The organism is Nannocystis bainbridge (genome assembly GCF_028368995.1).
GTDB classification, from domain to species: domain Bacteria; phylum Myxococcota_A; class Polyangia; order Nannocystales; family Nannocystaceae; genus Nannocystis; species Nannocystis bainbridge.
This window is the reverse complement of record NZ_JAQNDL010000004.1, coordinates 531,129-557,461: the sequence shown is the minus strand read 5'-3', so window position 1 is coordinate 557,461 and position 26,333 is coordinate 531,129. Positions and strand designations below refer to the sequence as shown.

The following is a 26,333-nucleotide window of genomic DNA, read 5'->3' as shown; positions in this document are numbered from 1 at the left end:
ACATGACCTCGCGGCCATGTCCCTTCAGACATCCGACTCGGGCTCGGTGAACCATGCACGCAAAAGGGACATGACCTCGCGGCCATGTCCCTTCAGACATCCGGTGCGCTTGCGCCTCAGTGCGGCCAGGTCCCGGGCGGCGGCGCGTCTTCGATCGGCGTCGTCGCCTCGGCGCGGCCGAGCGCGTGGCCGCGGTGGAACGCGTCGTCGATCAGCAGCGCCATGCGCAGCGCGTCCTCGGTGAAGCTGGAGACCACGTCGGGCGGCACGCCGGCGTCGCGGGCGCGGGCGAACTTCCGCAGCAGCCGGCGCGCGCGGAACGGCAGGCCCGCCGGAGCCGGTGCCACGTCGGCGACCACCGCGAGCACCGCGCGCAGCACGTCCGGCGTCACGCCGTCGGCGACGAGGTCCCACGCGGCGGCCTCGATTCGCTGCAGCAGCTCGGCTGCCACCGCGTCGAGACCGCAGCGGCGCACGATCAGCGCCATCAACGAATTGTCGGGGGTCGAGGGGCGCGGCATGGCACTCCTAGAAGAAGCGGGCGTAGTACTCGACCACCAGCTGGACATCGAGCTCGAACGGAGCCGAGTTGCCGCTCGGCTTGCCGACCATCTTCACCCGACGCTGCGGCAGATCGGTCTCGAGCCACGTCGGCAGCGGGATGCGGACCGGCGTGCCCACGGCCTTTTGGACGATGTCGAGGTCGACGCTGCGCGGGCGCAGCGTGATCTCGGCGCCGGTGCGCACGCGGAACGAGGCGATGTCGACGCGATGGCCGTCGACGCGGACGTGCCCGTGGGTCACGAGCTGCCGCGCCGCGGGGATCGTCGGCGCGAGGCCGGAGCGGAACACGACGTTGTCGAGGCGGCGCTCGAGCAGCTCGAGCAGCACTTCACCGGTGACGCCCTTGGCCGCGATCGCCTCGGCGAACAGGCGCCGCATCTGCCGCTCGCTGACGCCGTAGTTGAAGCAGAGCTTCTGCTTCTCGGCGAGCTGCATGCCGTAGGCGGACGGCCGCTTGCGCCGCGCCTGCCCGTGCTGTCCGGGTGGATAGGGCCGCTTCTCGCGCGACTTGGCGGTCAGACCCGGGAGGTCGACGTCGAGGCGGCGGAGGATGCGGAGACGGGGTCCGGTGTAACGACTCATGGTGCGCTTCCGAGCGAGGGGGTGGATTGATAACAGTTTTCAAAATCTCGTGTCAAGCCAAACTCCAGGGCCGTGACACCCCAGTTGCGCGGTTCGCTCACGAAATTAGCTTTGATTTGCATTTTCAAAATGTGGTAGCCACCACTCTGGCCCGCGCGCCTCGCGGTGTCATCGGTCTGGATCTGCATGCTCGCCTCGACCGTCCTTCGCTCGCTCGTCCTCGCTGCGGTGCTGCTCCCGGCCTGCGCCGCCCCGGGCGACGGTCCAGCCCCCGCGACGGCCGAGGTCACGGCTCCCCAGCGCATCGTCACCCTCGGCAGCTCGGTCACCGAAGCGGTATTTGCGCTTGGGGCCGGGGATCGCGTCGTCGGCGTCGACCTCTCGAGCCTCTATCCCGAGACCGCCGCTGCCCTCCCGCGGGTCGGCTACTACCGGCAGTTCTCCGCCGAGGGCGTGCTCGGGCTCCGGCCGGACCTGGTGCTCGCCAGCGACGCGTCCGGTCCGGCCACCGCGGTCGAGCAGCTGCGCAGCGCCGGCATCCGCCTCGAGCTGCTGCCGTCGGGCGAGAACCTCGACGCCGCGCGCGGCAACATCACGGCCATCGCCGCCGCGCTCGGCCGGCCCGAAGCGGCGGCCACGGTGCTCGCCACGCTCGAGGCCGACCTGGCCGAGGCCGACCGCATGCGCGCTCGCGTCACCTCGCGGCCGCGGGTCCTGTTCGTCTACGCGCGCGGGCCGGGCCGCCTGCTGGTGGCCGGGCGCGAGACCGCCGGCGCCGAGCTGGTGCGCCTCGCCGCTGGCGAGAACGCGGGCGGCGCCCTCACCGGCATGAAGCCGTGGAGCGCCGAGGCGGTGGTCGCCGCCGCGCCCGACGTGGTCGTCCTGCCGAGCCGCGGCCTCGAGAGCATGGGCGGCGTCCCGGGCCTGCTCGCCCTCCCCGGCCTGGCCGAGACGCCCGCCGGCCGCGACCAGCGGATCGTCGCCATCGACGACCTCAAGCTGCTCGGCTTCGGCCCGCGGATCGGCCAGGGCGTGCGCGAGCTGCTGGTCGCCCTCCACCCCGAGCTCGGCGAAGGAGCGGCGCCGTGACGCGGTGCCGCCTCCGCGACGGCGCGCCTGTCGCTCCGCGCAGCTCCGGCGCCCGGCCCGGCCTCAGCCGAGCACCTGTCGCTTCGCGCAGGTCCCGGTCACCTGTCTCTTCGCGCAGGTCCTCGGCGGTCCCTGTCTGTTCGCACATGTCCGCAGGCGCAGGAGCGGCCGTGTGACCGCCGCCCGGGCGAGCCTGTCCGCCGGGACAGCCCGGCGCGTGCGCCCGGTCCTCGTGGGCCTCGCCGTCCTCGTCGTCCTCGGCGCGCTGCTGCAGCTGGCCGTCGGCGCCGCCCCGCTCGACCTCGCGCACGCGGTCGGCTGCCTCGTCTCGCCCGACCCGACCTGCGAGCCGAGCGAGCGCTACATCCTCACCGCCCTGCGCCTGCCGCGGACCCTCGGCGCCATGGTCGTCGGCGCCGGCCTGGCGGTGTCCGGCTGCGCCATGCAGGGCCTGTTCCGCAACCCGCTGGCCGACCCGAGCCTCGTCGGCGTCAGCAGCGGCGCCGCGCTCGGGGCCGGCCTCGCCATCGTGCTCGGCCGCGCCTTGCCCGTGCTCCCCGGCGGCCTCACCCAGCCGGTCTTCGCCTTTTTCGGCGGGCTCGTTGCCACGTGGATCGTGCACGCCCTCGCCCGGGTCCGCGGCCAGACCTCGGTGGTCGGCCTGCTGCTCGCCGGCATCGCCGTCAGCGCCCTGGCCAGCGCCGCGATCGGCCTGCTCGGCTACCTCGCCGACGACCGCCAGCTGCGCGACCTCAGCCTGTGGCTGCTCGGCGGGCTCGGCGGCATCACCCACAGCGTCGGCCTCATCCTCGTGCCCCTCGTCGGCCTGTCCGGCGTCCTCTTGTGGCGCCGCGCGCGTGAGCTCGACGCCCTCTTGCTCGGCGAGGCCGAGGCGTTCCACCTCGGCGTCGACGTCGAGCGCCTACGCCGGCGCGTGATCACCGAGGTCGCCCTGGCCGTCGGCGTGTGCGTCGCCTTCACCGGCATCATCGGCTTCGTCGGTCTGGTCGTCCCGCACCTGCTGCGCGGGCTCGTCGGTCCGCGCCATCGCGTCCTCATCCCCGCGGCCGCGCTCGGCGGCGCCGCCCTGCTGCTGTTCGCCGACGCCGCCGCCCGCACCATGCTCGCCCCCGCCGAGCTGCCCGTCGGCATCCTGACCTCGCTGCTCGGCGCCCCGGTGTTCCTCGCCCTGCTCGCCCGCGTGCGCGCCTCGGAGTTCGCATGAGCAGCGCCGTAAGATCTTTGGTTCTGAATACTTATGAAGAACGATCGCAACCAAGGGTCGAACCCAGGCGATCGCCCCCGGTCGCGCCCCCACCTGTCCCGAAGGCCATCCTGATGCGCACGCCCCGCCCGGCCCCGGTCCCGGGCTCGCACGACGCGCGGCCCGGCTCGACCTGTCCCGAAGACCATGCGCCCGGGCGCGCCGGGGCCGAGGTCGATCCCCCTCGCTTCGCCGCCCCCCAATCGGAGGTCGCGTGAGCCTGGTCGCCTCGCGCATCGGCGTCACCGTCGGGCGCGCCGAGCTCCTGCGCGACCTCTCGCTCGTGGCCGAGTGCGCCCGCGTGCTCGCCGTCGTCGGCCCCAGCGGAGCCGGAAAATCGACCCTGCTGCGCGTCTGGGCCGGCGAGCAGGCCCCCAGCGCCGGCGAGCTGCGCTTCGACGGTCGCCCGCTCGCCCAGGTCCACCCCACCTCCCTCGCGCGCATGCGGGCCGTCCTGCCGCAGGCCAGCGCCCTGCGCTTCCCGCTGACCGCGCTCGAGGTCGCTACCCTGGGGCGCCTCCCGCACCCCGGCCGCGGCGAGACCCGGCGCGACCGCGACATCGCCTGGGCCGCGCTCGAGCTGGCCGAGGTCGCCCACCTCGCCGAGCGCCTCGCCCCGACCCTGTCCGGCGGCGAGCAGCAGCGCGTCCAGCTGGCCCGGGTGCTCGCCCAGATCTGGGAGCCCAGCCCCGAGCACCCGCGCCGCTACCTCCTGCTCGACGAGCCGACCGCCAACCTCGACCCCGGCCACGCCGTCCGGATCCTCGCGCGCCTGCGCCAGTTCGTGCGCGCCACCGACACCGCCCTCGTGCTCGTCCTCCACGACCTCGGCGCCGCCAGCCAGTGCGCCGACGACCTCGCCCTGCTCCACGCCGGCCGCTGCGTCGCCCACGGTGAACCGGCCGACGTCCTCACCCCCGAGCGCCTCGAGGCGTGCTTCGGCGCCCGCTTCGACCTCGTACCCGCGCCCGCGGGCCGCGGCTTCGCCGTCCTCCCGCGCCCGCCCGACGACCTCCACGCGTGACCGTGGCCGCGGCCGTCCTGCCGCGGCACGCGCCCCACGCGCCTGTCCCCGGGGACCTGTCCAAAGGTTCATCTCGCCCGCCCGCTCGTCGGGCCCGGGGACCTGTCCAAAAGTTCAGATCACCTCGCACCAGGATCGCGCATCCCATGTCCCTCACGACCTGTCCCAAGTTACACCTCATCCTCTTCGCCATGCTCGTCGGCGCCTGCGGCGACCAGGGCGATCCGGCCGACACCGGCACCGGCACCGAGGCCGCGACCGGCAACGATGCCGGGACCGGCGGCACTGCCGAGACCGGCAACGAGAGCTCGGCCGCCACCGAACCCGGCACCACGACCGAGACCGGCACCACCGCCGAGCCACCGACCACCACCGACCCCGGCACCACCGACGAGCCGGTCGACCCGAACGCCTGCCCGCTGGCCCCCGTCCCCTGCATCGACGCCTCGATCCAGGACCTGTCGCTGCAAGACGACAAGGTCAGCGACGCCGAGGTCGCCAGCGTGCGCGACGGCGACGACTGGGTCTCGACCCTCGACGCCTCCGCCGGCGGGACCATGGCCGCGGCGATGAATCCGTGGGTCTACCTCCGCTTCACCGACGACGGCCTCGCGCGGGTCGACCTCGACGACGTCGCGGCGCTCGAGAGCGGCGCCTGGGACATCGCCGCCAAGCGCTTCGGCATCCGCGCCAACAGCGGCAGCTCGGGCCCGTCGTGCGTCACCGTCGCCGCGCCCGCCGGCCAGTACGCCGACCTCGACGCCGCCCCGCCCGACGCCGAGTTCGCGCCCGAGAGCTACTACGACGACGCCTGCACCCTGCAAGAGGACGGCTCCGGCCTGCCCGGCAGCCCCGCGTACCGCATGGCCAGCTGGTGGGGCTACACCGGCTGCGTCACCACCACCGGCTTCCCGTTCGCCCTCCGCCTCGCCGACGGTCGCGCCGTCAAGCTGGTGATCGAGGCCTACTACGAACAGGGCCAGGCCGACTGCAACGAGAACGGCACCATGGGCACGGGCTCGGCGATCATGACCTGGCGCTGGAGCTTCCTCCCGTGAAGCGCCGCGACGCCGCGGAGCGCGAGGCGACGGCGGATCCATCGGCCGAAGCAGCGACGATGCGCGGGCATCGCTCGCCCGTCGAAGCGACGATGCCCGCGCAGCACTCATGCGCCGATTCGACGAGCCGCAGGAATCACTTCGCCTTCGCGTCGACGCGCGAGCATCCCGCGCTCGTCGCGTGCCACTCGCTCGGGGTGCGTGGAAATCACTCCGCCGTCGAGCCGAAGCGCCGCGCGCGTCCCACTCGCTCGCCGGTCCCCGCGTGCTTCGCCGCCCTGCTCGCCGCCCTGCTCGTCCCGGGCCTCGCGCGCGCCGAGCGGCCGACCGAGGGCGGCCTGTGGCCGTATGACCCAAAGGACAGCCTCGTCTTTTTCGATCACCCGGGCGGCGGCCTGCGCGTCCACTACAGCGCCGACGGCCCCAGCGTCGTCCCGCTCGCCGACCTCGACGGCGACGGCGTGCCCGACTACGTCGTCCGCGTCGCCGACACCGCCGCCGCCGTGCTCGCGCTCTACCGCGACGCCTTTGACCTCCGGCCCCCGCGCAGCGAGGCCGAGCACGACCTCGGCCTGCTCGGCGGCAGCGAGGCACTCGACATCTACCTCGTCGATTTCGGCGGCTCCGCCGACGGCCACTTCGGCCACGACGCTTGCGACCCCGACGCCTGCGCCGGCCACCTCGTGCTCGAGAACGATTTCGCCGGCTACGGCTACGCCGACCTCGCGGAGGCCGTCGACACCGTCGTCAGTCACGAGCTGTTCCACGCCGTCCAGGCCGCGTACGCCGTCGACCTCCCGGTGTGGTTCTCCGAGGGCACCGCCGTGTGGGCCGAGCGGTCCTATCGCGCCGACTCGCGCGATTTCCTGCGCTTCTGCGATGCTTACCTCGCCGACACCGGCCGCTCCCTCTTCAAGCCCCCCGCCGGTCCGGTGCCGAGCTTCGCTTACGGCACCGGGCTGTGGTGGGATTTCCTGATCGCCCGCCGCGGCCCCGAGTTCGTCGACGCCCTGCTGCAGATCGGCGGCGCCGCCGAGCTGCCGGCCGCGATCGCCGGGCTGCTGCAGGCGCACGCCGACGACCTGCGCCCGGCCTGGCTCGAGTTCGCCGCCTGGAACCTCGCCACCGGCGAGCACGCCGGCGCCCGCGACAGCCACCCGTACGCCGCCGAGCTCGCGGGCGTGGCCGCCGAACAGGAGGTGTTCCCGCTCGCCGACGACGACCGCTTCTTCTCGCTGACCGCCCGCTACTACCGCCTCGACCACCCCGGCGGCCCGCTGTGGTTCGGCCTCGCCGCGCCCGCGCCCGGCCTCGAGTTCACGCTTCAGGCGGTCGCCGGCGGCGCGGCCGACGGCCCCGTCGAGCCGGAGGCGCTCGCCTGGGACGGCGCCGAACCCGAGCCGCGGATCCTCGCCGAGCTGCCCGCCGGCGGCTACTGGCTGGCCGTCGTCAACCCTGTCCTCTCGGACATGTCGATCCGCGCCCACCTGTGCGCCGCGGACACCCGCGACGGGCTCGCCTGCGTCGAACCACTGCCCGCGCCCGAGACCACCGGCGACGAGAGCAGCGGCGACAGCACCGGTGATGATTCGAGCACCGGCGACGATCCGGGCGAGTCCGACACCGCCGGCGAGTCCGACCCGCCCGGCGACGACGCCTGCGGCGGCTGCCGCACCGGCAGCCCGGCCCTGGCCTGGCTTCTGCCGCTGCTTCGTCGCCGCCGCCGCAAGTGACAGATCCCTTCCACGAGGTCCGCGTCGGCGCCCTTCGCCTCTACGCCCCGATGCGCTGGACGACCCGCGGCGAGGTCGCCATCCTCTTCGTCTTGCAGGGGCGTCGCCCTCGCCTCTTGACTTTCAACATGTCCTTATGACCATGCCCTTTTAGACATGTCGCAATAGACAGCATGAACCCCACCCGCTCGGCTCCCCTGCCCCGCATCCAGCGCCATCGCCGCCGGCCCTCACACCGGCCCCCGCCTCCGCAGCACCCTCCGCCTGAGGTCGCCGGCCCGCTTGCGGCGACCGGCGGTTCGTCGCACTCTCGAGCGTCCGGTCCGTCCGCCGACCTGTCTCGATGCACCTGTCCCGAAATACAGGCCTCGCCCTCCTCCTGCTCGCGCTGCCCACCTGTCGGCCGCCGCCGGCCGAGTCGAGCCAGCCGCGCGGGGCTCCGCCGCTGTTCGTCGCCACCTCCGATCGGCTCTACACCACCGCCCCGCTGAGCGACGGCCTCGCCTACGTGCCCGTGGTGGAGAAATCGATCGCCCGCCGGCCCGGCCAGGTCACCCTCGCTATCAGTTACCCCGAGGTCGACCTCGCCGACGACGACCGCGAGCGCGAGCTGGCCGCGCAGATCCGCGAGGCCGCCATGCTCGACGTGTGGACCGACGAGAAGCTCGAGGGCAAGGTCGGCAGCGTCGCCATCACCTGCGTCACCCCGCTCGCCACCACCCAGATCGTCAGCCTCGTGTGCGAGCGCATCGACACCACCGTCGATCCCAAGGCCGCCGACGCCGACCCGCCGTCCGGCCCCGAGATCGTCGCGCGCACCTTCGCCGTCGACGGCGCTCACGTCGTCGCGCTGACCTGGGCCGACATCTTGCTGCCCGCCCTCAGCCCGCGCCTCGTCGTCATGGCCGCGCTCGCGGATCACGAGGCGCGCGACGCCTGGCTCTCGGGCCAGTGCGCCACCGGCGAGCCGGGCTTCAGCGTGTTCGCCTCCGGCGTCGACATCTGGCCCGACCGGCGCACGCCCGAGTGCCCGCAGCTGACCGTCGACCGCCAGCGCATCGCCGCCTTCGTGGTCCCCAACGGCCTCATCGCCCGCATCTTCCGCCTCGGCGGCGGCCCGACCGAACCCGTCGACCCCGCCGCCGAAGCCGCTGCCGAGGCTGCCGCCGAGCCCGCCCCCTGAGGCCCGCCGCGCTCCCGGCCTCTCGAACGAACCGCATTCGCCTCCCTCCGCCCGCCCGCGGGGAGCTCGTTTCCCTCTCGTCCACCATCGCCGGTCACCCAGGGCCTCGCCCCTCCGGTCCACGCGCTCGCGCCAGGCTCCCGCCGCGCTCGCGCCAGGTCCCCGCCGCGCTCGCGCCAGGCCCCCGCCGCGCTCGCGCCCGCGCGATCCTGCTTGCGCGTGCGCGCGCGAGCGCCCACCCTGTCGGCCCGTGACCTCTCCTGGCGCCCACGAGCCCGACGCGACGGTTCGGCCTGCCGGCCCCGGAGGCCCCCGTCAGGAGCCTGGCGCGGGCGACGGGCCCGATTTCCTGGGCGCCCTGCAGCGGCTCGGCTACCAGTCCTTTCGGCCAGGTCAAGCCGAGGCCATCGAGGTCCTCATGCAGCGGCGGCGGCTGCTGCTCGTCGCGCCCACCGGCGGCGGCAAGAGCCTCACCTTCCAGCTCCCGGGCAGCGCCTTGCCGGGCACCACCATCGTCCTCTCGCCGCTGATCGCCCTCATGGCCGACCAGGTGCGGGCCCTCGAGGCGCGCGGCGTCACGGCCACCTTCCTCGCCAGCACCTTGCCCGGGCCCGAGATCAGCGCCCGCCTCGGGGCCATGGCGCGTGGCCACTACAAGCTCGTCTACGTCGCCCCCGAGCGGCTCGGCGCCCCGGCCTTCCGCGACATCTGCCGCCGGATCGCCGTCCCGCTGATCGCCATCGACGAGGCCCACTGCATCAGCGAGTGGGGCCACGACTTTCGCCCGGAGTACCTGCAGATCGGCGAGCTCCTGGCCGACCTGCCGCGCGCGCGCGTGCTCGCCTGCACCGCCACCGCCACCCCGGTGGTGCGCGACGAGATCCTGTCGCGCCTGGGCCTGCCGGCCGACACCCCGCAGATCGTCCGCGGCTTCGCCCGCCCCAACCTGGCCCTGCACGTCGCCGAGGAGGAGGACCGCCGGTCGCGCGAGCGCCTCATCGACCACACGCTCGAGGCGGCGCTCGGCCGGGCCCCCGGCGCCCGTCCTTCGGGACATGACGCCGAGGACATGTCCTACGGGACAGCCATCATCTACGCCCCCACCCGCAAGGTCACCGAGCAGGAGTCGGTGCGCCTGGTCACCCGCGGCTGGCGGGCCGAGGCCTACCACGCCGGCCTCGAGGGTCCGCAGCGCGATCGGGTCCAGGCCCGCTTCTCGCGCGGCGAGCTCGACATCGTCGTCGCCACCAACGCCTTCGGCATGGGCATCGACCGCGGCGACGTGCGGGCGGTGATCCACCTGGCCCCGCCGGGCTCGATCGAGGCCTACTACCAGGAGGTCGGTCGCGCCGGCCGCGACGGCCGCGACGCGCTCGGTCTGCTGCTGATCGCCCCGGGCGACCTGCCGCTGCGGCGCCGGCTGATCGAGCGCGGCGGCGGCGACGACAGCCCGCCCGCGCCGGCGGTGGTCGAGCACAAGTGGAACACCTTCCTCGAGCTGATGCGCTGGGCCGAGGGCGGCTCGTGCCGCCACGACGCGATCCTCCGCCACTTCGGCGACGAGGGCGAGGCGCTCGGCGGCTGCGCCCGCTGCGACGTGTGCCGCCAGCTCTCGGCCGAGGCCGACGACGACCCGGAGGCCACGACCCTGATCGTGCGCAAGGCGCTCAGCGCGGTCGCCCGGATCCACCGCCGCTTCGGCCTACAGGCGGCCGTCAGCCTGCTGCGCGGCGCCGCCGACGAGCGGCTCGAGCGCACTGGCCTCGTCAACACCCCGACCTTCGGCGCCCTGCGCGATCACGACGGCCCCTGGCTGCTCCGCCTGCTGCGCCGCTGCGTCGTCGCCGGCTGGGTCGACTTCACCGGCGACGACCGCCCCGTCGTCGTCCTCACCGACATCGGCCGCCAGGTCATGCGCGGCGCCGTGCCGGCCCGCCTGCTGCTGCCGCCGCGCCATCGACCTGCCGCAAAGGACATGCTCCCCGGGGCAGGTCCCTTGGGACATGTCCCGAAGGACAGAAAGACGCACGAGCCCGAGGCCGTGCTCGACGCCGCCGCCCTGGCGCTGTTCGAGCGCCTCCGCGCCCACCGCATGCAGGTCGCCAGCCGCGACGGGGTCCCGCCCTACGTGGTCGCCAGCGACCGCAGCCTGCGCGACCTCGCGCTGCTGCGCCCGCGCACCCGCGACCAGCTGCTGCTCGCCCACGGGATCGGCCCGGCCAAGGCCGACAAGTACGGCGCCGGCCTGCTCGAGGTGATCGCGGCCGCCGGCTGAGCGCCCGTGACGCTTCCGCGCCCCGGCCCGATCGCGTGTATCGTCGGAGCCCTCCCGTGGCCGAGCGGCGCTACATCGTCTACCTCCTCCGCTGCGCCGACGGCTCGCTCTACGCCGGCATCACCGACGACCTGGACCGCCGCCTCGCCGCGCACAACGCCGGCAAGGGCGCCAAGTACACGCGCGGGCGGCTGCCGGTGGCGGTCGCCTGGAAGCGCGGCCAGCAGCTGCCGCGCCACGCCCGGCAGCTGGAATACGCGCTCAAGGCCCTCCGGCGGGCCGACAAGGAGCGGCTCGTCGCCGGCGACCTGGCCCTGTGGCGCCGGCTGCGGCGGCTCGCCGTGACTCCTTTGTGAGCGCGGCGACGCCGTGTTACAAGCGCCGCCGCGCATGAGCCTCGAAGTCGTCCACAGCCGGGTCATCCTCGTCCGGCACGGCCACTACGAGCGGATCGGCGACGAGGGCGACACCGTCTGGGGCCTCACCCCGCTGGGCCGGCGCCAGGCCGTGCGCACCGGTCGGCGCCTGGCGCAGATCCTCGACGCCGCGCAAGGCAAGTTCGAGGGCCTGTTCTCGAGCCCCTGGCCGCGCGCCCTGCAGACCGCCGAGATCGCCGCCCACGAGCTCCACATCGACCGGATCAAGGTCAAGCCGTACCTGCACGAGGTCCTGCCGGTGGTCGACGCCAACCGCGTGGCCGAGTTCGGCGTCCACCCCGGCCTGCCGTTCACCAGCCCCGAGGACCGGGCCATGACCGTCAAGCAGGTCGACAAGGTCCGCGACCGCTTCTTCCGCACCCCGAAGCAGACCAATTTCGCGGTCATCTTCACCCACGGCAACCTGATCCGCTACCTCGTCGCCCACACCCTGCGCCTGCCCTACGAGGCGTGGAGCCGGTTCGACTGCTCGCACTGCGGGATCACCGAGCTCCGGGTCTACCAGGAAGACTTCGAGGCGCTGATCACCTACAACGACACCGGCCACCTGCCGCCGTCGCTGATCACGACCGCCTGATCGCGCCTGCTCCTCAGGACATGCCCGAAGGAGCATGTCCTGAGGGCCAGACTGTTTTCACGTTTCCACGGCGCGATCGCTCACCACGCCGTCCTCGAGGACATGCCCTTTCAAGCATGTCCCGAAGACCCTGCCACTCACGCGACCGCTCCCCGCGTCACAGCGTCCTCTGCCCGCGCCGCCCGAGCGCGTAGGCGATGCCGCTCTGCAGCGTGCCGCGCGTGATCACGTTGGTGAAGTTGGCCTCGATGCTCACCAGCGTCTGCGCGACCTCCGGGCGGATGCCCGTCAGGATCACCTCGGCCCCGAGCAGGCGGGCCGCCTGGGCCGAGCGCAGCAGCGCGTGGGCAACGGCCGTATCCACCACCGGCACCCCCGTGATGTCGAGGATCACGAACCTGCCGCGCCCGTTGGCCAGCCCGTCGAGCAGGGTCTGCAGCACCTGCTGCGCGCGCATCGAGTCCATCATCCCGATCAGCGGCATCACGAAGATGTCGTCGGTGATCGGGATCAGCGGCGTCGAGAGCTCCTCGATGGCGAGCGCCTGGGCGCGGATGAGATCCTCGCGCCGGCGGGCCTCCGCCTGCTCCGCCTGCTTGCGCGCCGTGATGTCGGTGTCGATCTGCAGGATCGTCGCCGACTGACCGTTCGCGTCGCGCTTCAGCACCCAGCGCGAGGCCACCAGCACCTCCTGGCCGTCGCGTCGCGTGTGCGTCTGTTCGCCGTCCCAGAAGCCCTCTGCCAGCAGCCGGCGCCGCGGCTCCTGCAGATCGCCGCTCGTGCGCAGCAGCGCGTGCACGTCGCGACCGAGCGCCTCCTCGCGGCTGTGGCCGTAGATCTGCGCCGCCCCGTGGTTCCAGTACGTGACAGTGCCGTCGAGCCGGCGGACCACGATCGCGTCGTGGGCCAGGTCCAGCAGCTCCGCCTGCTCGCGCAGCTCGGCCTGGCTGCGCAGGCGCTCGGTGATGTCCTGGGTGACGCCGATGACGCCCACCACCGCCTCGTCACTCTCGCTGCGGACCGGCACGAAGCGCGACTCGAGGGCCCGGCCGTGATCGTTGTGCTGGACGATCAGCGTCTCGCCGGCGAGCGAGCGCTGCAGGTTGTTCACGCCGTCGCTGCTCTGCCCGTACAGCTCGTAGAAGCTCTGGCCGACTATCGCGCCGGGCGGCAGGCCGAGGTACTTCAACCCGCCGCCCTCCGAGACGACGATGGTGCCCTCGGTGTCGACGGCCCAGACGATGACCTCGAGGTTGTTGAAGATCGCACGCACCGCATCGAGTCGCTCGAGCATCGCCATTCGTCGTCCTGCTACCTCGCGCCAGCGTACAGCCGAACGTCGTTGCCGACGGTGTCGCAAGGCCTTTGCAGTTCCGCCCGCGCGCGCCCGGGACCTTTGCTTACAGCCCATCTGAACAGTCGGCGCGCCGCGGACGGCCCGCGATCGAGAGCCTGCACGGCGCGGCAAGCTCGTACAGAGGACCGCTCGCCGGCGACCTCGCCGCCGCGTGTCTGCTGGCCAGGCCGCGTCGCTCGGAGATTCTTGCTGATGCCACGAACCCGGTCGGCCCCGATCTGCGCGGCGAGAACCTGGAGCATGAAACGCCTTCACGCGCGCCCGTTACGTTCGCAACTGCGCGGAGCTGGCGACGACTGCAGGTGCTGACGCAGCGCCTCGCAGCCATGCCCCCGCGAGATCATCGCCGCGCTGGCGGACGGGCGCCGACGTCGCCGCTGCCGAACGACGCGCGGAGCCACGCGAGCGCGCGGTGACGTCGGCCCCCCTCGCCGAGCCTGCCCCTCGCATCGCGCCCTCGACCACCTGTCCTTCGAGACACTTCGATGCAAGCGCGATCGTCTGTCCTTCGGGACATATCGAGGCACGAGAGATCAACATGTCCCTTGGGACACATCGAAGCACACTCGCCCCTCGAGACATCACCAGCAGGAGCGCCACTGCGTCCCCGCCCCGCGATGCAGCCCGTCCCGCCGCTGCCGCTCCGCAGCCCCGCGCCTAGAAGTGATAGTCGAGCCGGTACGGCACGCAGGCCAGCATGTCCGGGTTGTCGACCTTGATCCACACCTTGGCCGAGTCGTCGAGGCCCGTGCAGTTCAGCCCTGGCGACACCGTGCCTTGCCCGCAGCAGCCCTTCTGGCCCAGCGGCGCGGTGTCGGGCGTGTCGTTGGCCCCGCACGTCACCGTCGTCGTGCCCTTCTCGCACTGCATGTACACGCACAGCCGCCCCGCGTCGTTCTCGGCCACCAGCGTGCGCGACGGGTCGACCATGTTGAGGAACGCGTCGACGCCGGAGAACGTGAACCAGTCGACGTCGCCGGCGCCCTGGACCGTGCCGCACGCGAACGACCCGTTGGCGTCGGCGTCGGTGATCTCGCCGAGGCTGTGGGCGGTCGCCTGCGTCTCGTGCGGCTCCGACCCGTAGTCCTCGCACGCGTCGGTGACCTCCTTGCACGCCTGGCAGCTCGCGTCGGCGTGGCAGAACTGCGACCCCATCGGCCCGCACGGGCTGTGCATCGGCTTGGCCGTGAACACCGCCTCGCCGGTCATGCAGGTGTCGATCGTGCAGTCGTTGCCGTCGCTGGGCAGATCGTCGTCGGCCGGCGTGTACTCCACCTGTCCCTGAAGACATCCCACCAGCTTGCAGTCGCCCGCGGCCTGCGACGGCGGATCGTCGATCGGGATCTCCTTGGTCCCGCCGGCCCCGTCGCACACCGTGGCCCGACAGTCGCCGGGCAGGTCGTCCACGGCTGTCCCTTCGGCCATGTTCATCGTCCCGCACGCCCCCGCCTCGCAGGTCGGCGCCTGGCAGGTCGGCGCCTGACAATCGGCGGCCGTCTGACACTCCGCCGGCTCGCCGGTGGTCGGCGAGGTCGTCGTCGGCGTCATCGTGGTGGTGGTCGTCGTCGATGTCGTCGGCTCCGGCTCCGAGGTCGTCGGCCCCGTCGTCGTCGTCATCGGATCGGTCGACGCCGCCGTCGTCGTGCCCTCGCTGATCCCTCCCGTGCCGGTCCCCGGCCCGCTGTCGCCACAACCTCCGAGCACCAACACCGCCGCGATCGTCCACGTCCCCCGCATGCCGAACACCTCCTGCGTCCGACGCTAGCGTCGCCGCGTGTGCGCCTGAAGTGCGGGCGATCACCGCCGGACCCCGGCAACGGCGATCGCGGCCACGCGCGCACGCGAGGCCGCAGATCGGTCCCTTCGCCCACGGCGCGCCGCGGGGCGACCTCTGTCTCCATCGTCGCGGCGCAGCCCGCTGCGCACACCCACGCCCGGCATCGACTCCCGCGAGCCGGCGCCCGACGGATCTCGCATCTCATCATCCGCGACGTTCCTCGCAGAGCTCGCCCGCGTCGGTTCCGCGAAGCCGCGCGGCTGCATGCGCGCGGCATCGCTGCTACCTTCGCCGCCATGCGCAGCCTCGTCGGCGTCCTGCACCTCCCGCCGCTGCCCGGCAGCCCGCGCAGCCGCGAGCCCGTCGCCGCGATCGCCCGCGCCGTCGCCCGCGACGCCCAGGCCCTCGCCGCCGCCGGCTTCGACCTCGCCGTCGTCGAGAACTTCGGCGACATCCCCTTCTTCAAGGGACCTGTCCCTCCGGTCACGATCGCCGGCATCACCGCCTGCGCCCTCGCCGTGCGCGACGCCTGCCCCGACCTCGCGCTCGGCATCAACGTCCTGCGCAACGACGGCCTCGCCGCGGTCGCCGTCGCCGTCGTCGTCGGCGCCGAGTGCGTGCGCATCAACGTGCTCTCGGGCGCCCGCGTCACCGATCAGGGCCTCGTCGAGGGCCAGGCCGCCGAGGTCGTCCGCCTGCGCCGCGAGCTCGGCCGACCCGACCTGCGGATCTGGGGCGACGTCGCGGTCAAGCACTCCGCCCCGCTGGCCGCGCGCGACCTCGCCGACGAGACCCGCGACCTCGTCCAGCGCAGCCTCGCCGACGCCGTCCTCGTCACCGGCAGCGGCACCGGCGAGGCCGTCGACCCCGAGCACCTGCGGCGCGTGCGGGCGGCCGCCGGCGGCGTCCCGCTCTACGTCGCCAGCGGCGCCACCGAGGCCGCCCTGCCGATCCTCGCCGGCCTGTGCGACGGCGTCATCGTCGGCAGCGCCCTGCGGGCCGACGGTCGCGCCGGCGGCCCCGTCGATCCCGAGCGCGCGCGTCGCTTCGCCGACGCCTACCGGGCCGCTCGCGCCCACGCGTGACGCCTGGGCGCGAACGCGACGCGCCCACCAGGAATCGAACCTGGGACCCTCGGCTTAGAAGGCCGATGCTCTATCCAACTGAGCTATGGGCGCCGGGCCTGAAGGGCCGTGGAACAGGCCCCGAAGGGCCGTGAAACAAAAATGGTCGGGGCGAGAGGATTCGAACCTCCGGCATCCTGCTCCCAAAGCAGGCGCGCTACCAGACTGCGCTACGCCCCGAGCGGCCGGACCATACACGACCCCCGGGCTGCGATCCAGCGCCACGAAGCACGCGCCCCGCAGCCTCGCGCGCGCGAGACGGCCTCGCGCCGCGTCCTCGCCGATTCTCCGCGACCTCCGCGCCATCGCAGCGCCACCACGTCCTCACCTCCGCCGCCGCAGCGATGCCATCTGCCGCGCATCCGGCGATCGCCGCCCTCGCCCTCTACGCCTCCAGCACCGCCGGCAGCGCTGCCAGCAGCAGCGCCGTCGCCCGCCCGCGGTGCGACTGCGCGTTCTTCTCGGCCGCCGGCAGCTCGGCCGACGAGCGGGCGCTGCCGTCGGGCCAGAAGTACGGGTCGTAGCCGAACCCGCCTGACCCGCGCGGCGTCGTCCGGACCTCGCCGTCCCAGCGGCCCGTGAACAGCCGCACCGCGTCCGCGCCCGCGTCGACCCGCGTCAGCGCCAGCACGCACAGGTAATGTGCCGGCGACCGCTCCAGCCCGCGTGCGCCCAGCTCCGCCACCAGCCGGGCGTTGTTGGCCGCGTCGTCTGCCTGCGGCCCCGCGAAGATCGCCGAATCGACGCCTGGCGCCCCGTCCAGCGCCGCCACGCAGATCCCCGAATCGTCGGCCAGCACCAGCGTCGAGCCCGGCTCGCCGCGACCTCGCAGCCACTCCGCGATCCCCTCCGCCTTGAGCCGCGCGTGCGCCTCGAAGCTGCCCTGGTCCTCCGCGATCTCCGGCGCCGGCCCGAGCGAGCGCGCCGAGCAGACCGTCAGCGGCAGCCCGGCCGCGCGCACCATCGCCGCCAGCTCCGCCACCTTGTGCGGGTTGCCGGTCGCCAGCACCAGCCTTCGGGACATGTCCGAACCTTCCTGCGCGATCATCTACGAACTCACGATCCTGCCTGCTCCGCCACCTTCCAGCGCCGCCCGCTGGCCCGCGAACAGCGACGCCGCGCCGGACTCGGCCAGGTCGAGCATGCGCGACAGCGTCGACCGGTCGAACCCGCCGCGCTCGCCGGTGCCCTGGATCTCGACCAGCCCGCCGCGCTCCAGCATCACCACGTTGCAGTCGACGATCGCCTGGCTGTCTTCCGTGTAAGCCAGGTCGAGCATCGGCACCTCGGCGCCGTCCAGCGGGCACACGCCGACCGAGACCGCCGCCACCAGCGCCCGCACCGGATCGGCCGTCAACACCCCGTCGCGTTGCAGCGTCTGCAGCGCCAGCGCCAGCGCCACCATCCCGCCGGTGATCGCCGCCGTGCGCGTCCCGCCGTCGGCCTCGATCACGTCGCAATCGACCGTCAGCGCCACCGGGCCCTGCGGACCGACCAGCTTCTCGAGATCGATCGCCGCTCGCAGCGAGCGGCCGATGAGCCGCTGGATCTCCTTCGCGCGGCCGTCGGGCTCCCGGCGTGCGCGCGGCCGGACCGCGCCGGGCAGCATCGCGTACTCGGCGGTCACCCAGCCGCCATGGGTCAGCCAGCCCGGCGGCTTGGCCTCGCGGCTCGCGGTGCAGATCACCCGGGTGCGGCCGGTGGCCACCAGCACGGAGCCGAGGGCCGAGCCGATGAAGCCGGGCTCGAGGGAGAAGGGACGGAGTTGATCGAGGGCGCGGCCGTCGTGGCGCATGGCTCACCCTAGCAAAACCCGACCGCTCTTCGCTGTGCACGCGGTGACGCGGCGCGCATCGACCTCGACCCAAAAAACAAGGCGAGGTGCCATCCTGGCGCCTCGCCGTGTCTTGCTTGGTGGCTGAGAAGAGGAGCCGATTACTTGCCGGCTTCGGGGGCGGGCGGCGGGACCGCGGCGCCACCGGGGGCCGGAGCGGCCGGATCCACGGGCTTGGCGTCCTCGGGCTTCACCTCGGGCTTGGCCTCGACCGGCTTCGGGGTCTCGACCGTCTTGGTGGTCTCGACCTTGGTCTCGACCTTCTTCTCTTCCTTCTTCTCTTCCTTCTTGGCGTCCCCGCCGCAAGCCGGGAGGGACAGGGACATCGCGGCGAGGGCCGCAAGAGCGATCTTGGTGTGCTTCATGACGAGTCTCCTACGTGCCTTGATCGAGGGTCGATCGAGTCGTGAACGGCACTGTAGTCCGATCACCGCCAATCCGGCAACGATCGAGAGAAAAGAGCGGCGCCTGTTGCGCAAGCGGGCGAACACCCGCTATATAGAAGGATCATGGCCCTTCTCGCCGTTCGCCGCGGGAGCGGGCGGCAGATGGCACATGACGGCGAATACACAATCCGACCAGGGCGTGGGGAAGCTCAACCTAGGCCGGGAGCGGCTCGCCGCGGGCGCCTTTTATGCTCCCGGGCCATGGAAAACGCGCGCGATCCCTCGGTAGCAGCCATCTTTCAGCCCGACGGGGGTCCGCCGCGGGCCCTGCTCGTCGCCGGCTGCTGCGGCAACGTCGGTTTCGGCAAGCTGGGCCAGCTCGCGCGCATCCTCGCCCGCCACGGCGTGCCCGTGATCGCCCTCGACCTCTCGCCCGCCGTCGACCAGGTCGCCGCCAAGCTCGCCGAGCAGTTCGCCCCGCGCGTCTCCCCGGCCGAGATCGAGGCCATCACCCGGGCCATCATCCCGATCCGCGGCGGCATCGCCGACATCCCCGCCGAGCTCAAGATCGGCCTCGTGTTCGAGGCCGTGCCCGAGAGCCTCGCCATCAAGAAGCCGCTCTACGCCGCCATCCGGGCCCGCGATCCCGAGGCCCTCATCTTCTCCGCCACCAGCGGCTTCACCACCCGTCACCTGTTCGACGGCCTGCCGGGCGCCGATCGCTGCGGCGTCCTCCACCCGTTCTTCCCCCACCTCACCAACAAGTTGTGGGAGCTGCCCGAGCAGGGCGCCGTCACCGGCGCCGCCACGCTCAAGCAGATCAAGGCCTTCCTCGGTCGCGCCGGCATGACGCTGATCTCGGTCGGTGACGTGCCGAGCTTCGCCGCCGACCGCCTGTTCTGCGGGATGATGCTCGAGGCCGTGCGGATCCACGAGAGCACCGGCCTCAGCCCGGCGCAGATCGACGACGCCTGCAAGCAGCTGCTCGGCACCTCGCCGTTCTTCGTCCACAACCTGATCCGCGGCGCCAACAGCCTGTCGGCCCACTGCATGGAGCTCATGCGCGAGGAGGTCGACAGCAGCCTCTACGCCATCCCCGACGCCTGGAAGCCGTACATCGCCGACCCCGGCAAGCAGTGGCCCTACGAGCGCGGCCAGAAGTGCCCGCCCGAGGGCGTCGCCACCGTCCGCGCGCGCATGTTCGGCATGTTGTTCGCCCTCACCGCGCGCATGCTCGCCCACAAGATCGTCGGCGCCGACGCCCTCAACTACCTGGCCGAGAAGGCCCTCGCCTTCCGCGACGGCCCGCCCGCGCTGATCGCCGCGCTCGGCCTCGAGCAGGCCGCCGCGCTCACCCGCGCCTTCCTCGTCGACCAGCAGATCACCCGCGCCGACGAGGTCGCCCCGCTCGACGTGTTCTCGCGGACAGGTCCCGGAGAACATGTCGGATGGGACAGCATCTACGTCGGCCGCAGCGTCAGCGGCGGCGTCGGCCTGATCTCGCTCAAGCGCTCGACCCTCGGCCACACCTTGCTGGCCGAGCTCGGGCGGGCCGTCGACGCCCTCCAGGCCGACCCGGCCGTCGAGGCGATCGTCGTCGCCCCTGACGGCCTCTTCAACCGCGATTTCGGCCACGGCGCCGACATCGGCGCCTTCGTGCCCGTGCTCGGCAAGCGGGACGGCGCGCTCGCGCTGATCCAGGGCTGGAAGCACGCCCTCGCCAAGCTGCGCGCCGGCAAGCCGACCGTCGCCGCGATCGTCGGTCGCGCGCTCGGCGGCGGCATGGAGCTCGCCAGCTCCTGCCACGCCCGCATCGCCGGCGAGGGCGCCGTCATCGCCCAGCCCGAGCCGACCGTCGGCGTCATCCCCGGCCTCGGCGGCTGCCACCTGCTCCACCGCAGCAGCGCCCCCGAGCACTACGCCGCCCTCAACGAGCTGCTGCTGACCGGCAAGAGCATCTCGGCCGCGCGCGCGCAGGAGCTCGGCCTCGTCAGCGCCGTCGTCCCGGTGCGCGACCTGCCGCGCGCCAGCGGCGAGCTCGCCCTCGCCCTGGCCCGAGGGACAGCTCCGCTCCCGCCGTTCCGCACCGGCCCCGCCGAGATCGAGGTCGACCGCGACGTCGATCCGCGCAACGAGCAGGGGGTCGTGCTCGACGCCCAGCTGCGCGACCTCCTCGCCCGCACGATCGCGGACGCCAACGCCCTCGACGTCGCCGCCGCCGGCGCCCTCGAGGAGCAGCGCGCGGCCGACAGCCTGTGCCAGTCGGCCGCGAAGGTCGGCGTCACCGCCATGAGCCGCGGCAAGCCGCCGGCCTTCGAGCACCCGCTCGCCTGAGCCCGCGCGCGCCCCCGCGTCCACGCACGAGCACCCTCGCCCCGCGAGGGTGCTCTCGTTGTTCGCCCGCTCCTCGTGGCACGTCTGCGACCGCGCTCGTGCACCCGCTTCACCGCGCATCCTCCCATGGCTCGCGTGCGCGAGCGTGCCGCCCGGTCCGCCGCACCGTGCCCACGCACCGCGCTCGAGTTCCGAATGACGGACCCAAGCGCCCGCGCGCCTGCGAGCCTCCGGCCGCGCGTCCCGTTCGCCCGATCCGCCGCCCGTCCCCTCGCGTATCCTGGCCCGACGCGTGCGCCGACCGAGCGAGCCCCTGTTGCGCGCCTTTGCGCTCCTCGCCGTCCTGGCCGCCCCTGCGGCCGCCGCGGCGCATGATGTCCCCAAGGACAGGCGATACGCCACCGTCGTCGTCAGCGACCGCAGCCCGCGAACGGCGTCGCAGCGGGTCGTCGGTCCCGCCGAGATCGCCGCCAGTCCGCGTCGGCGCAGCGCCGACGACCTCCTGCGGCTCGTGCCCGGCGTCCTCCTGATCCAGCACGGCGCCGAGGGCAAGGGCCAGCAGATGTTCATGCGCGGCTTCGACGCGGCCCACGGCGCCGACATCGAGGTCAAGGTCGCCGGCGTCACCGTCAACGAGCTCTCCAACATCCACGGCCAGGGCTACGTCGACCTCGGCTTCGTCATCCCCGAGGTCGTCCGCCGCGTCACCGCCAACAAGGGCCCGTTCCTGCTCGACCAGGGCAACTTCGCCAACGCCGGCACCATCCGCTTCGACCTCGGCGTCGAGCCTGAAGCGCGCGGCAGCCGGGTCGGCTACGAGTTCGGCAGCACCCTGCGGCACCGCGGCGTGTTCGTACATGCCCCGAAGAACATGTCCAAAGAGACATTCTTCGCGGTCGAGGCCATGACCGACAAGGGCTTCGCCGCCGCCAGGGCCGCCCGGCGCGCCACCTTCCTCGGCCAGATCCGCCTGCTCGACAGCAAGACCCACGGCGCCCTCGACCTCACCGCCGGCGTCTACGTCGCCCGCTTCGACGCCCCCGGGGCCGTGCGCGCCGACGACGTCGCCAGCGGTCGCGTCGGATTCGCCGGCGTCTACCGCGACGACGGCGGCGGCCGCTCCGACCGCCTCTTCACCGCCCTGCGTCACCAGCTCGACCTCGGCGTCGGCAAGCTCGAGCACCGCCTCCACGGCCAGCTGCGCGCCCTCGACCTCGTCGAGGACTTCACCGGCTACCTCCTCGATCCGCTCGCCGGCGATCGTCGCAACCAGCGGCACCGCTTCGCCAGCCTCGGCTATCAGCTCGAGTACCGGCGCCCGCTCCACCGCACCGTCGAGCTGCTGGCCGGCGGCGCCTGGCAGGGCGACCTCCTCCGCCAGCACGACGTGCGCGTCGACGCCCACCACGAGGTCGTCACCCGCAACTGGGACCTCGGCGCCGGCCAGCACCAGGCCCACGCGCGCGCCGGCCTGCGCTGGCGGCCCGTCGATCGCTTCGTCCTCGAGGCCGGCGCCCGCCTCGACCTCGTCGCCTACAACGTCCGCGACCTTATCGACCCAGAGCGTCGCGCCCGCAAGGTCCTCGCCCTGCCCTCGCCGCGCATCAACGCCAGCGTCCGCCTGGCCCCGTTCGCCCACCTCTTCCTCGCCTACGGCCGCGGCCTGCGGGCCCCCGAGGCCCGCGCCGTGCTCGGCGGCGCCGCCGTGCCCGAGGACACCGCGCTCGATCGCTACCGCGGCGGCCCGGCGCGCATCATCGCCTCCGACAGCGTCGAGGTCGGCGCCCGCTTCCAGCACCGCGAACTCGTCAGCGCCGGCCTGTCGCTGTTCGGCACCTGGATCGCGCGCGAGCTCGTCTTCGATCACGTGTCCGCCGTCAACATCGAGCTCAACCGCACCCGTCGGCTCGGCATCGACTTCGACCTCGCCGTGTGGCCGCGGCGGTGGCTACAGCTGCGCCAGGACCTGAGCCTCGTGCAGGCCCGCTTCGTCGACTCGGGCGCCCCGGTCCCGCTCGCCCCGCCGTTCATGTCGGCCACGGGCCTCACCGTCGTCCACCCCTCGGGGTTCCGCGCCGGCGCTCGCTTCCTCGTCGTCGGCAGCCGCGCCCTCCCGCACGGCGCCCGCACCTCGGCTTACGCCCTGCTCGACCTCAGCCTCGGCTACCGTGTCGGCCCGTTGCAGCTCGACCTCCAGATCGACAACGTCACCAACGCCGGCTGGAAAGAGGGCGAGTACCACTACGCCTCGTGGTGGGACCGCAGCGAGCCGCGCAGCACCATCCCCGTCCTCCACTTCCTCGCCGGCCCGCCGCTGACCGCCCGGATCGGCGCCACCCTGTGGTTGTGACGACATGCATCGACCTGTCCTTTACGCCCTGTCCCTCATGACATGTCCTTCGGGCCTCACGATGCGACCTGTCCTCTCCGCCCTGTCCCTTGCGACCTGTCTCGCCACCGCGTGCGCCCCCAGCCAGGAGGCCACCCGGGTCGAGCTCGCCGTCGCCGTCGACGCCGGCCGGCTCGTCGACGCCGCCACCGACCTCGGCTGGACGATCCACCTCGACACCGCGCGTATCGCCGCTGGCGACCTCGAGTTCACGATCCAGGGCGAGATGCACGCCCTCGCCCGCCTGTGGGATCTGCTCGTCCCGCCCGCGATCGCCCACCCCGGGCACTACGCCGGCGGCGACGTCACCGGCGCCTTGCCGGGCAGCTTCGTGCTCGACTGGGTCGCCGGCGACGGCGACGAGCTCGGGCGCGCCGAGCTGCTGACCGGCAACTACCACGGCTGCAACATCGCCTTCCGCCGCGCCGACGAGCTGCCGGCCGCGGACCCGCTCGCCGGTCACACCGCCCAGTTCGTCGGCACCGCCCGCAAGGACGGCCGTGAGCTCGGCTTCACCGCGATCCTCGACCTCGACGACAGCGCCGCCGTCGTCGGCGCGCCGTTCGACCTCGAGATCGACGAGGGCACCACCGAGACGCTCGGCCTCCAGCTGCGCCTGCGCGACGACGGCAGCGGCGCCGCGCTGTTCGACGGCATCGACTTCGCCGCCCTCGATCCGGGCGACGGCACCCCGGTGCGCATCGGCCCCGGCGACCCCGCGCACAACCTCGTCCGGCGCGCCTTACAGTCTCACGTGTTCTACACTGTCGCTCCTCTCTGACCGGAGAATCGCCATGCGCACCGTCCTGATCCCGCTCCTGCTCGTCTGCGCCTGCACCACCGCCACCGAGCGCACCTACGAGGCCTCCGTCTACGGCGAGGAGTTCATCGAAGAGGGCATCCCCACCGCCATCTTCTCCGACGGTTGGTCCGTCAGCTTCGACAAGTTCCTCGTCAGCGTCGGCGACATCCGCGTCGCCGATCAGCCGCTCGGCGAAGAGGACGAGCCGTACCGGATCTTCGACCTCGCCCAGGCCAGCGATGGCGCTGGCTTCCCGATCATCGACGGCACGATCACCGCCGAGAACCCCAGCGCCGACTACGTCGTCGGCCCGAGCAGCGACGTGATCGCCGGCAACGCCACCGAGGACGACGTCGCGCTGATGAAGACCGGCGGCCACTCGATCTACGTCGAGGGCAAGGCCACCCGCGGCGGCGAGTCGCTGAACTTCATCTGGGGCTTCTCGACCCGCACCCGCTACAGCGGCTGCGACCTGGCCGGCTCGACCGACGTCCAGCTCACCATCCACGCCGACCACCTGTTCTACGACGACCTGTTCGCCGAGAACCCGAAGGTCGCCTTCGACCTGATCGCCGCCAGCGACGACGGCGACGGCGAGCTGACCGCCGACGACCTGCGCGGCGTCGACATCACCACCCAGGAGCGCTATCAAGTCGGCAACCTGACGAACATCACCGACCTGTGGTCGTTCGTCGAGCAGCTGACCGCCACCCTCGGCCACATCAACGGCGAGGGCCACTGCACCGCCCTGCGCACCGACTGACGGCCCCGACGTGCACCACCTGGGTCGCCGCGCTAGCCTCGCCACCATGTTCGCTCGCCCTGCCCTCGCGCTCGCGGCTGTCCTGGTCGGCTCTCCCGGTTGCGGCCCCGAGCCCGAAGCGTCACCGCCGTCCGGGGTCTACCGGATCTCCGCCGTCACCCTCGAGAACGACTGCCACCCGAAGCTCGACGACAGCTTCGTCGGGGAAGAGGTCGTCCACGTCGAGAGAGACGGGTTCAAGGTGCCCTACACCGAATTTCTCGGCATCTCCGCCTCCTGCGAGGCGTGCGTGGCCCTGACCGGCTATGTCTTCGAGCACGTCGCCCGCGACGCGCAGACCGGCGAGTACGCCCACGAGGGGCAGCCAAGCGGTTGCCGGGGGACCGAGCGCATCGAGGTCGAGCCCGTCGACGGCGAGACGGTGCGCAGCCGGATCACGAGCGACTGGCAGGACGACGGCAGCTGCGCCTGGGCCGGCAAGGGCTGCACCGTGGTCCGCGAATACACCTACGAGCTCGTCGAGCCGTGCGACGACTGCGAGTTTCCACTGCACCTGAACCAGTGACCCACCGCGCTCGGACATGCCCGAACGGACATGGCCGCTCGGACATGCCCGTTCAAACATGCCCTAAGCGCCAGCCGTCTCGGGCACCGTCAGCGAGCAGCCCGGCAGCGTGGCGACGAAGCCGCTGCCGAACGCCGTCGCCGGCGTCTGGTAGCCGGCGGCCGGCGCCGCCTCGAGCATGCGACGGACGCTCGCCAGCGACGCGATCACCGTGAACTTGTAGCCCTCGGGCGTGCGCACCCGGCCCTCCACGGCCCGGCCGTCGGGCGCCTCGACGCGGCCCCAGATCTCGCTCGAGCCGGCCTCGCGGACCTGCTCGTCGGGTCCGGTGACCCGGCGGTCGACCAGCGCCTGCAGCACCTTGATCACCGGCCGGAGGCGCAGCAGCGGCGCCAGCAGCCGGAGCGCCCGCATGCCGCGGATCTGCGCCTTCGGGAAGCTCATCCACGTGGTGATGTTCTCGATCCCCGTCGACGCGTACGCGGTCGCCAGATCGCCCCACGGCACCGCCACCACCAGGCGCTCGCGCCCGCCGAGGCGGACGGTGCGGGTGCGCGAGCCCGGGGCGATCGGGACCAGGCGGCCGCCCTCGCGCACCACCCCGCCGGCGCCGAGGTGCTCGATCATCGTCTTGGTGGTGCCACGGCTGAGCTCGCCGAGCGCCAGGATCGCCAGCTCGAGCCGCGTCGCCTCCGGCAGGGCCTCGGCCAGCGCCTTGGCCAGGCAGTCCGAGGGCACCACGTCGAAGCCGACGCCGGGCATCAGGACCACGCCGCGCTCGCGCGCGCGGGCGTCCTGGGCCCTGCAGGCCTCGAACACGGGGATCTCACCGGTGATGTCGAGGTAATGGACTTCGCTCTCGAGGCAGGCCGCGACCATCGGCGCGCTGGTCCGCGAGAACGGCCCGGCGGCGTGCAGCACCAGGGCGGCGCCTGCGAGCCCGCGGCGCAGGGCCTCCGGATCGTCGAGGGCGAACACCCGCGCTTCGAGCCCGAGTTCGCCGGCCAGCCGGCGGATCGCCGGCGCGTCGCGGCCGGCCAGGATCGGGCGCAGACCCTCGGAGGCCGCCTGACGGGCGATGAGCTCGCCGGTGTAACCATTGGCGCCGTACAGCACCCATTCGCGCATGCCGGCGCTATAGCGCGGGTGCAGAGGGTCGCGCCACAGAAAGCGCTTGTGCTCGGCCGCCGCTCGGCTCATCGTCTCTAGCGGCTCT

The 26,333-nt window shown here is 73.0% G+C and carries 24 protein-coding genes and 2 tRNA genes; 15 read left to right on the top strand and 11 right to left on the bottom strand.

Annotated elements, in window-relative coordinates; translation table 11 throughout:
• Positions 1–116: 116 nt before the first annotated feature.
• Genes POL25_RS39630 through POL25_RS39620 form a run of 3 tightly spaced genes read right to left on the bottom strand, consistent with a single transcriptional unit; the run spans position 117 to position 1,334 of the window.
• The gene (locus tag POL25_RS39630; RefSeq protein ID WP_272091603.1) at positions 117–521 is read right to left on the bottom strand and encodes a hypothetical protein; all 405 of its coding nucleotides are present in this window, start codon (positions 519–521) and stop codon (positions 117–119) included.
• Positions 522–528: 7 nt separating this feature from the next.
• Positions 529–1,146, bottom strand: coding sequence for a 30S ribosomal protein S4 (rpsD, locus tag POL25_RS39625; RefSeq protein ID WP_272091602.1), 618 nt, complete (start codon positions 1,144–1,146; stop codon positions 529–531).
• On the bottom strand, positions 1,143–1,334 hold the full coding sequence (locus POL25_RS39620) for a hypothetical protein (protein ID WP_272091601.1): 192 nt from the start codon (positions 1,332–1,334) through the stop codon (positions 1,143–1,145). Before POL25_RS39620 ends, rpsD begins: the two co-directional genes overlap by 4 nt.
• Between POL25_RS39620 and POL25_RS39615 the strand changes: the two genes are divergently transcribed.
• From POL25_RS39615 to POL25_RS39575, 9 genes are all read left to right on the top strand, one after another.
• Positions 1,333–2,235 carry a heme/hemin ABC transporter substrate-binding protein gene (locus tag POL25_RS39615; RefSeq protein ID WP_272091600.1) on the top strand — a complete coding sequence of 301 codons (903 nt, stop codon included), beginning with the start codon at positions 1,333–1,335 and terminating at the stop codon, positions 2,233–2,235. The two genes, POL25_RS39620 and POL25_RS39615, sit on opposite strands and share 2 nt — an antisense overlap.
• Before the next feature lie 172 nt (positions 2,236–2,407).
• Complete coding sequence (locus tag POL25_RS39610; RefSeq protein ID WP_272091599.1) at positions 2,408–3,460, top strand: FecCD family ABC transporter permease; 1,053 nt, start codon at positions 2,408–2,410, stop codon at positions 3,458–3,460.
• A 253-nt stretch (positions 3,461–3,713) separates the two neighbouring features.
• A complete protein-coding gene (locus tag POL25_RS39605) occupies positions 3,714–4,523 on the top strand; it encodes a heme ABC transporter ATP-binding protein (protein WP_272091598.1) in 810 nt (269 codons plus the stop codon).
• 146 nt (positions 4,524–4,669) lie between these two features.
• Complete coding sequence (locus POL25_RS39600) at positions 4,670–5,581, top strand: HmuY family protein (protein ID WP_272091597.1); 912 nt, start codon at positions 4,670–4,672, stop codon at positions 5,579–5,581.
• Positions 5,582–5,778: 197 nt separating this feature from the next.
• A complete protein-coding gene (locus POL25_RS39595; protein WP_272091596.1) occupies positions 5,779–7,314 on the top strand; it encodes an MXAN_6640 family putative metalloprotease in 1,536 nt (511 codons plus the stop codon).
• 343 nt (positions 7,315–7,657) lie between these two features.
• Positions 7,658–8,497, top strand: a complete 840-nt coding sequence (locus POL25_RS39590; RefSeq protein WP_272091595.1) for a hypothetical protein — start codon at positions 7,658–7,660, stop codon at positions 8,495–8,497.
• Between the two features lie 250 nt (positions 8,498–8,747).
• Positions 8,748–10,772: a RecQ family ATP-dependent DNA helicase gene (locus POL25_RS39585; protein WP_272091594.1), complete on the top strand. Its 2,025-nt coding sequence runs from the start codon at positions 8,748–8,750 to the stop codon at positions 10,770–10,772.
• A gap of 56 nt (positions 10,773–10,828) precedes the next feature.
• Positions 10,829–11,128 carry a GIY-YIG nuclease family protein gene (locus POL25_RS39580; RefSeq protein ID WP_272091593.1) on the top strand — a complete coding sequence of 100 codons (300 nt, stop codon included), beginning with the start codon at positions 10,829–10,831 and terminating at the stop codon, positions 11,126–11,128.
• A gap of 34 nt (positions 11,129–11,162) precedes the next feature.
• Positions 11,163–11,786 (top strand): histidine phosphatase family protein, encoded by a 624-nt coding sequence (locus POL25_RS39575; RefSeq protein WP_272091592.1) that lies wholly within the window; start codon positions 11,163–11,165, stop codon positions 11,784–11,786.
• Between the two features lie 157 nt (positions 11,787–11,943).
• Here POL25_RS39575 and POL25_RS39570 read toward each other — a convergent pair whose 3' ends face one another.
• Positions 11,944–13,080, bottom strand: a complete 1,137-nt coding sequence (locus POL25_RS39570; RefSeq protein WP_272091591.1) for a PAS domain S-box protein — start codon at positions 13,078–13,080, stop codon at positions 11,944–11,946.
• Between the two features lie 720 nt (positions 13,081–13,800).
• Positions 13,801–14,880 carry a hypothetical protein gene (locus tag POL25_RS39565; protein WP_272091590.1) on the bottom strand — a complete coding sequence of 360 codons (1,080 nt, stop codon included), beginning with the start codon at positions 14,878–14,880 and terminating at the stop codon, positions 13,801–13,803.
• 336 nt (positions 14,881–15,216) lie between these two features.
• Between POL25_RS39565 and POL25_RS39560 the strand changes: the two genes are divergently transcribed.
• Complete coding sequence (locus POL25_RS39560) at positions 15,217–16,005, top strand: BtpA/SgcQ family protein (protein WP_272091589.1); 789 nt, start codon at positions 15,217–15,219, stop codon at positions 16,003–16,005.
• Between the two features lie 19 nt (positions 16,006–16,024).
• Here the strand turns inward: POL25_RS39560 and POL25_RS39555 are convergent.
• The 5 genes from POL25_RS39555 to POL25_RS39535 form a co-directional block, all read right to left on the bottom strand.
• Positions 16,025–16,098, bottom strand: a tRNA-Arg gene (locus tag POL25_RS39555).
• 49 nt (positions 16,099–16,147) lie between these two features.
• Positions 16,148–16,224 (bottom strand) — tRNA-Pro (locus tag POL25_RS39550).
• Positions 16,225–16,429: 205 nt separating this feature from the next.
• Entirely contained in the window at positions 16,430–17,068 is a 639-nt protein-coding gene (locus POL25_RS39545; protein ID WP_272091588.1) for a non-canonical purine NTP pyrophosphatase, read from the bottom strand.
• Positions 17,069–17,092: 24 nt separating this feature from the next.
• Positions 17,093–17,839: a ribonuclease PH gene (rph, locus tag POL25_RS39540; RefSeq protein WP_272091587.1), complete on the bottom strand. Its 747-nt coding sequence runs from the start codon at positions 17,837–17,839 to the stop codon at positions 17,093–17,095.
• A gap of 140 nt (positions 17,840–17,979) precedes the next feature.
• Positions 17,980–18,243: a hypothetical protein gene (locus tag POL25_RS39535; RefSeq protein WP_272091586.1), complete on the bottom strand. Its 264-nt coding sequence runs from the start codon at positions 18,241–18,243 to the stop codon at positions 17,980–17,982.
• Positions 18,244–18,525: 282 nt separating this feature from the next.
• On the opposite strand from POL25_RS39535, the gene POL25_RS39530 reads away from it, so the two are divergent.
• The 5 genes from POL25_RS39530 to POL25_RS39510 all read left to right on the top strand — a co-directional run bounded on the left by POL25_RS39530 (position 18,526) and on the right by POL25_RS39510 (position 25,117).
• Positions 18,526–20,598, top strand: a complete 2,073-nt coding sequence (locus POL25_RS39530; RefSeq protein WP_272091585.1) for an enoyl-CoA hydratase-related protein — start codon at positions 18,526–18,528, stop codon at positions 20,596–20,598.
• Between the two features lie 292 nt (positions 20,599–20,890).
• Positions 20,891–22,948, top strand: coding sequence for a TonB-dependent receptor (locus POL25_RS39525; protein WP_272091584.1), 2,058 nt, complete (start codon positions 20,891–20,893; stop codon positions 22,946–22,948).
• Between the two features lie 4 nt (positions 22,949–22,952).
• Positions 22,953–23,768 (top strand): hypothetical protein, encoded by an 816-nt coding sequence (locus POL25_RS39520; RefSeq protein WP_272091583.1) that lies wholly within the window; start codon positions 22,953–22,955, stop codon positions 23,766–23,768.
• Between the two features lie 13 nt (positions 23,769–23,781).
• Positions 23,782–24,552, top strand: a complete 771-nt coding sequence (locus POL25_RS39515) for a hypothetical protein (RefSeq protein ID WP_272091582.1) — start codon at positions 23,782–23,784, stop codon at positions 24,550–24,552.
• 46 nt (positions 24,553–24,598) lie between these two features.
• Entirely contained in the window at positions 24,599–25,117 is a 519-nt protein-coding gene (locus tag POL25_RS39510) for a hypothetical protein (protein ID WP_272091581.1), read from the top strand.
• Positions 25,118–25,180: 63 nt separating this feature from the next.
• Here POL25_RS39510 and POL25_RS39505 read toward each other — a convergent pair whose 3' ends face one another.
• Positions 25,181–26,245: a saccharopine dehydrogenase family protein gene (locus POL25_RS39505; RefSeq protein ID WP_272091580.1), complete on the bottom strand. Its 1,065-nt coding sequence runs from the start codon at positions 26,243–26,245 to the stop codon at positions 25,181–25,183.
• Positions 26,246–26,333: the final 88 nt, after the last annotated feature.

Excerpts from the sequence above, each read along its gene's own strand:
- POL25_RS39630 (WP_272091603.1), bottom strand. The coding sequence starts at position 521 with ATGCCGCGCCCCTCGACCCCCGACAATTCGTTGATGGCGCTGATCGTG.
- rpsD (WP_272091602.1), bottom strand. The coding sequence starts at position 1,146 with ATGAGTCGTTACACCGGACCCCGTCTCCGCATCCTCCGCCGCCTCGAC.
- POL25_RS39615 (WP_272091600.1), top strand. The coding sequence starts at position 1,333 with ATGCTCGCCTCGACCGTCCTTCGCTCGCTCGTCCTCGCTGCGGTGCTG.
- POL25_RS39620 (WP_272091601.1), bottom strand. The coding sequence starts at position 1,334 with ATGCAGATCCAGACCGATGACACCGCGAGGCGCGCGGGCCAGAGTGGT.
- POL25_RS39600 (WP_272091597.1), top strand. The coding sequence starts at position 4,670 with ATGTCCCTCACGACCTGTCCCAAGTTACACCTCATCCTCTTCGCCATG.
- POL25_RS39590 (WP_272091595.1), top strand. The coding sequence starts at position 7,658 with ATGCACCTGTCCCGAAATACAGGCCTCGCCCTCCTCCTGCTCGCGCTG.
- POL25_RS39575 (WP_272091592.1), top strand. The coding sequence starts at position 11,163 with ATGAGCCTCGAAGTCGTCCACAGCCGGGTCATCCTCGTCCGGCACGGC.
- POL25_RS39570 (WP_272091591.1), bottom strand. The coding sequence starts at position 13,080 with ATGCTCGAGCGACTCGATGCGGTGCGTGCGATCTTCAACAACCTCGAG.
- POL25_RS39565 (WP_272091590.1), bottom strand. The coding sequence starts at position 14,880 with ATGCGGGGGACGTGGACGATCGCGGCGGTGTTGGTGCTCGGAGGTTGT.
- POL25_RS39560 (WP_272091589.1), top strand. The coding sequence starts at position 15,217 with ATGCGCAGCCTCGTCGGCGTCCTGCACCTCCCGCCGCTGCCCGGCAGC.
- POL25_RS39545 (WP_272091588.1), bottom strand. The coding sequence starts at position 17,068 with ATGTCCCGAAGGCTGGTGCTGGCGACCGGCAACCCGCACAAGGTGGCG.
- rph (WP_272091587.1), bottom strand. The coding sequence starts at position 17,839 with ATGCGCCACGACGGCCGCGCCCTCGATCAACTCCGTCCCTTCTCCCTC.
- POL25_RS39535 (WP_272091586.1), bottom strand. The coding sequence starts at position 18,243 with ATGAAGCACACCAAGATCGCTCTTGCGGCCCTCGCCGCGATGTCCCTG.
- POL25_RS39530 (WP_272091585.1), top strand. The coding sequence starts at position 18,526 with ATGGAAAACGCGCGCGATCCCTCGGTAGCAGCCATCTTTCAGCCCGAC.
- POL25_RS39520 (WP_272091583.1), top strand. The coding sequence starts at position 22,953 with ATGCATCGACCTGTCCTTTACGCCCTGTCCCTCATGACATGTCCTTCG.
- POL25_RS39515 (WP_272091582.1), top strand. The coding sequence starts at position 23,782 with ATGCGCACCGTCCTGATCCCGCTCCTGCTCGTCTGCGCCTGCACCACC.
- POL25_RS39510 (WP_272091581.1), top strand. The coding sequence starts at position 24,599 with ATGTTCGCTCGCCCTGCCCTCGCGCTCGCGGCTGTCCTGGTCGGCTCT.
- POL25_RS39505 (WP_272091580.1), bottom strand. The coding sequence starts at position 26,245 with ATGCGCGAATGGGTGCTGTACGGCGCCAATGGTTACACCGGCGAGCTC.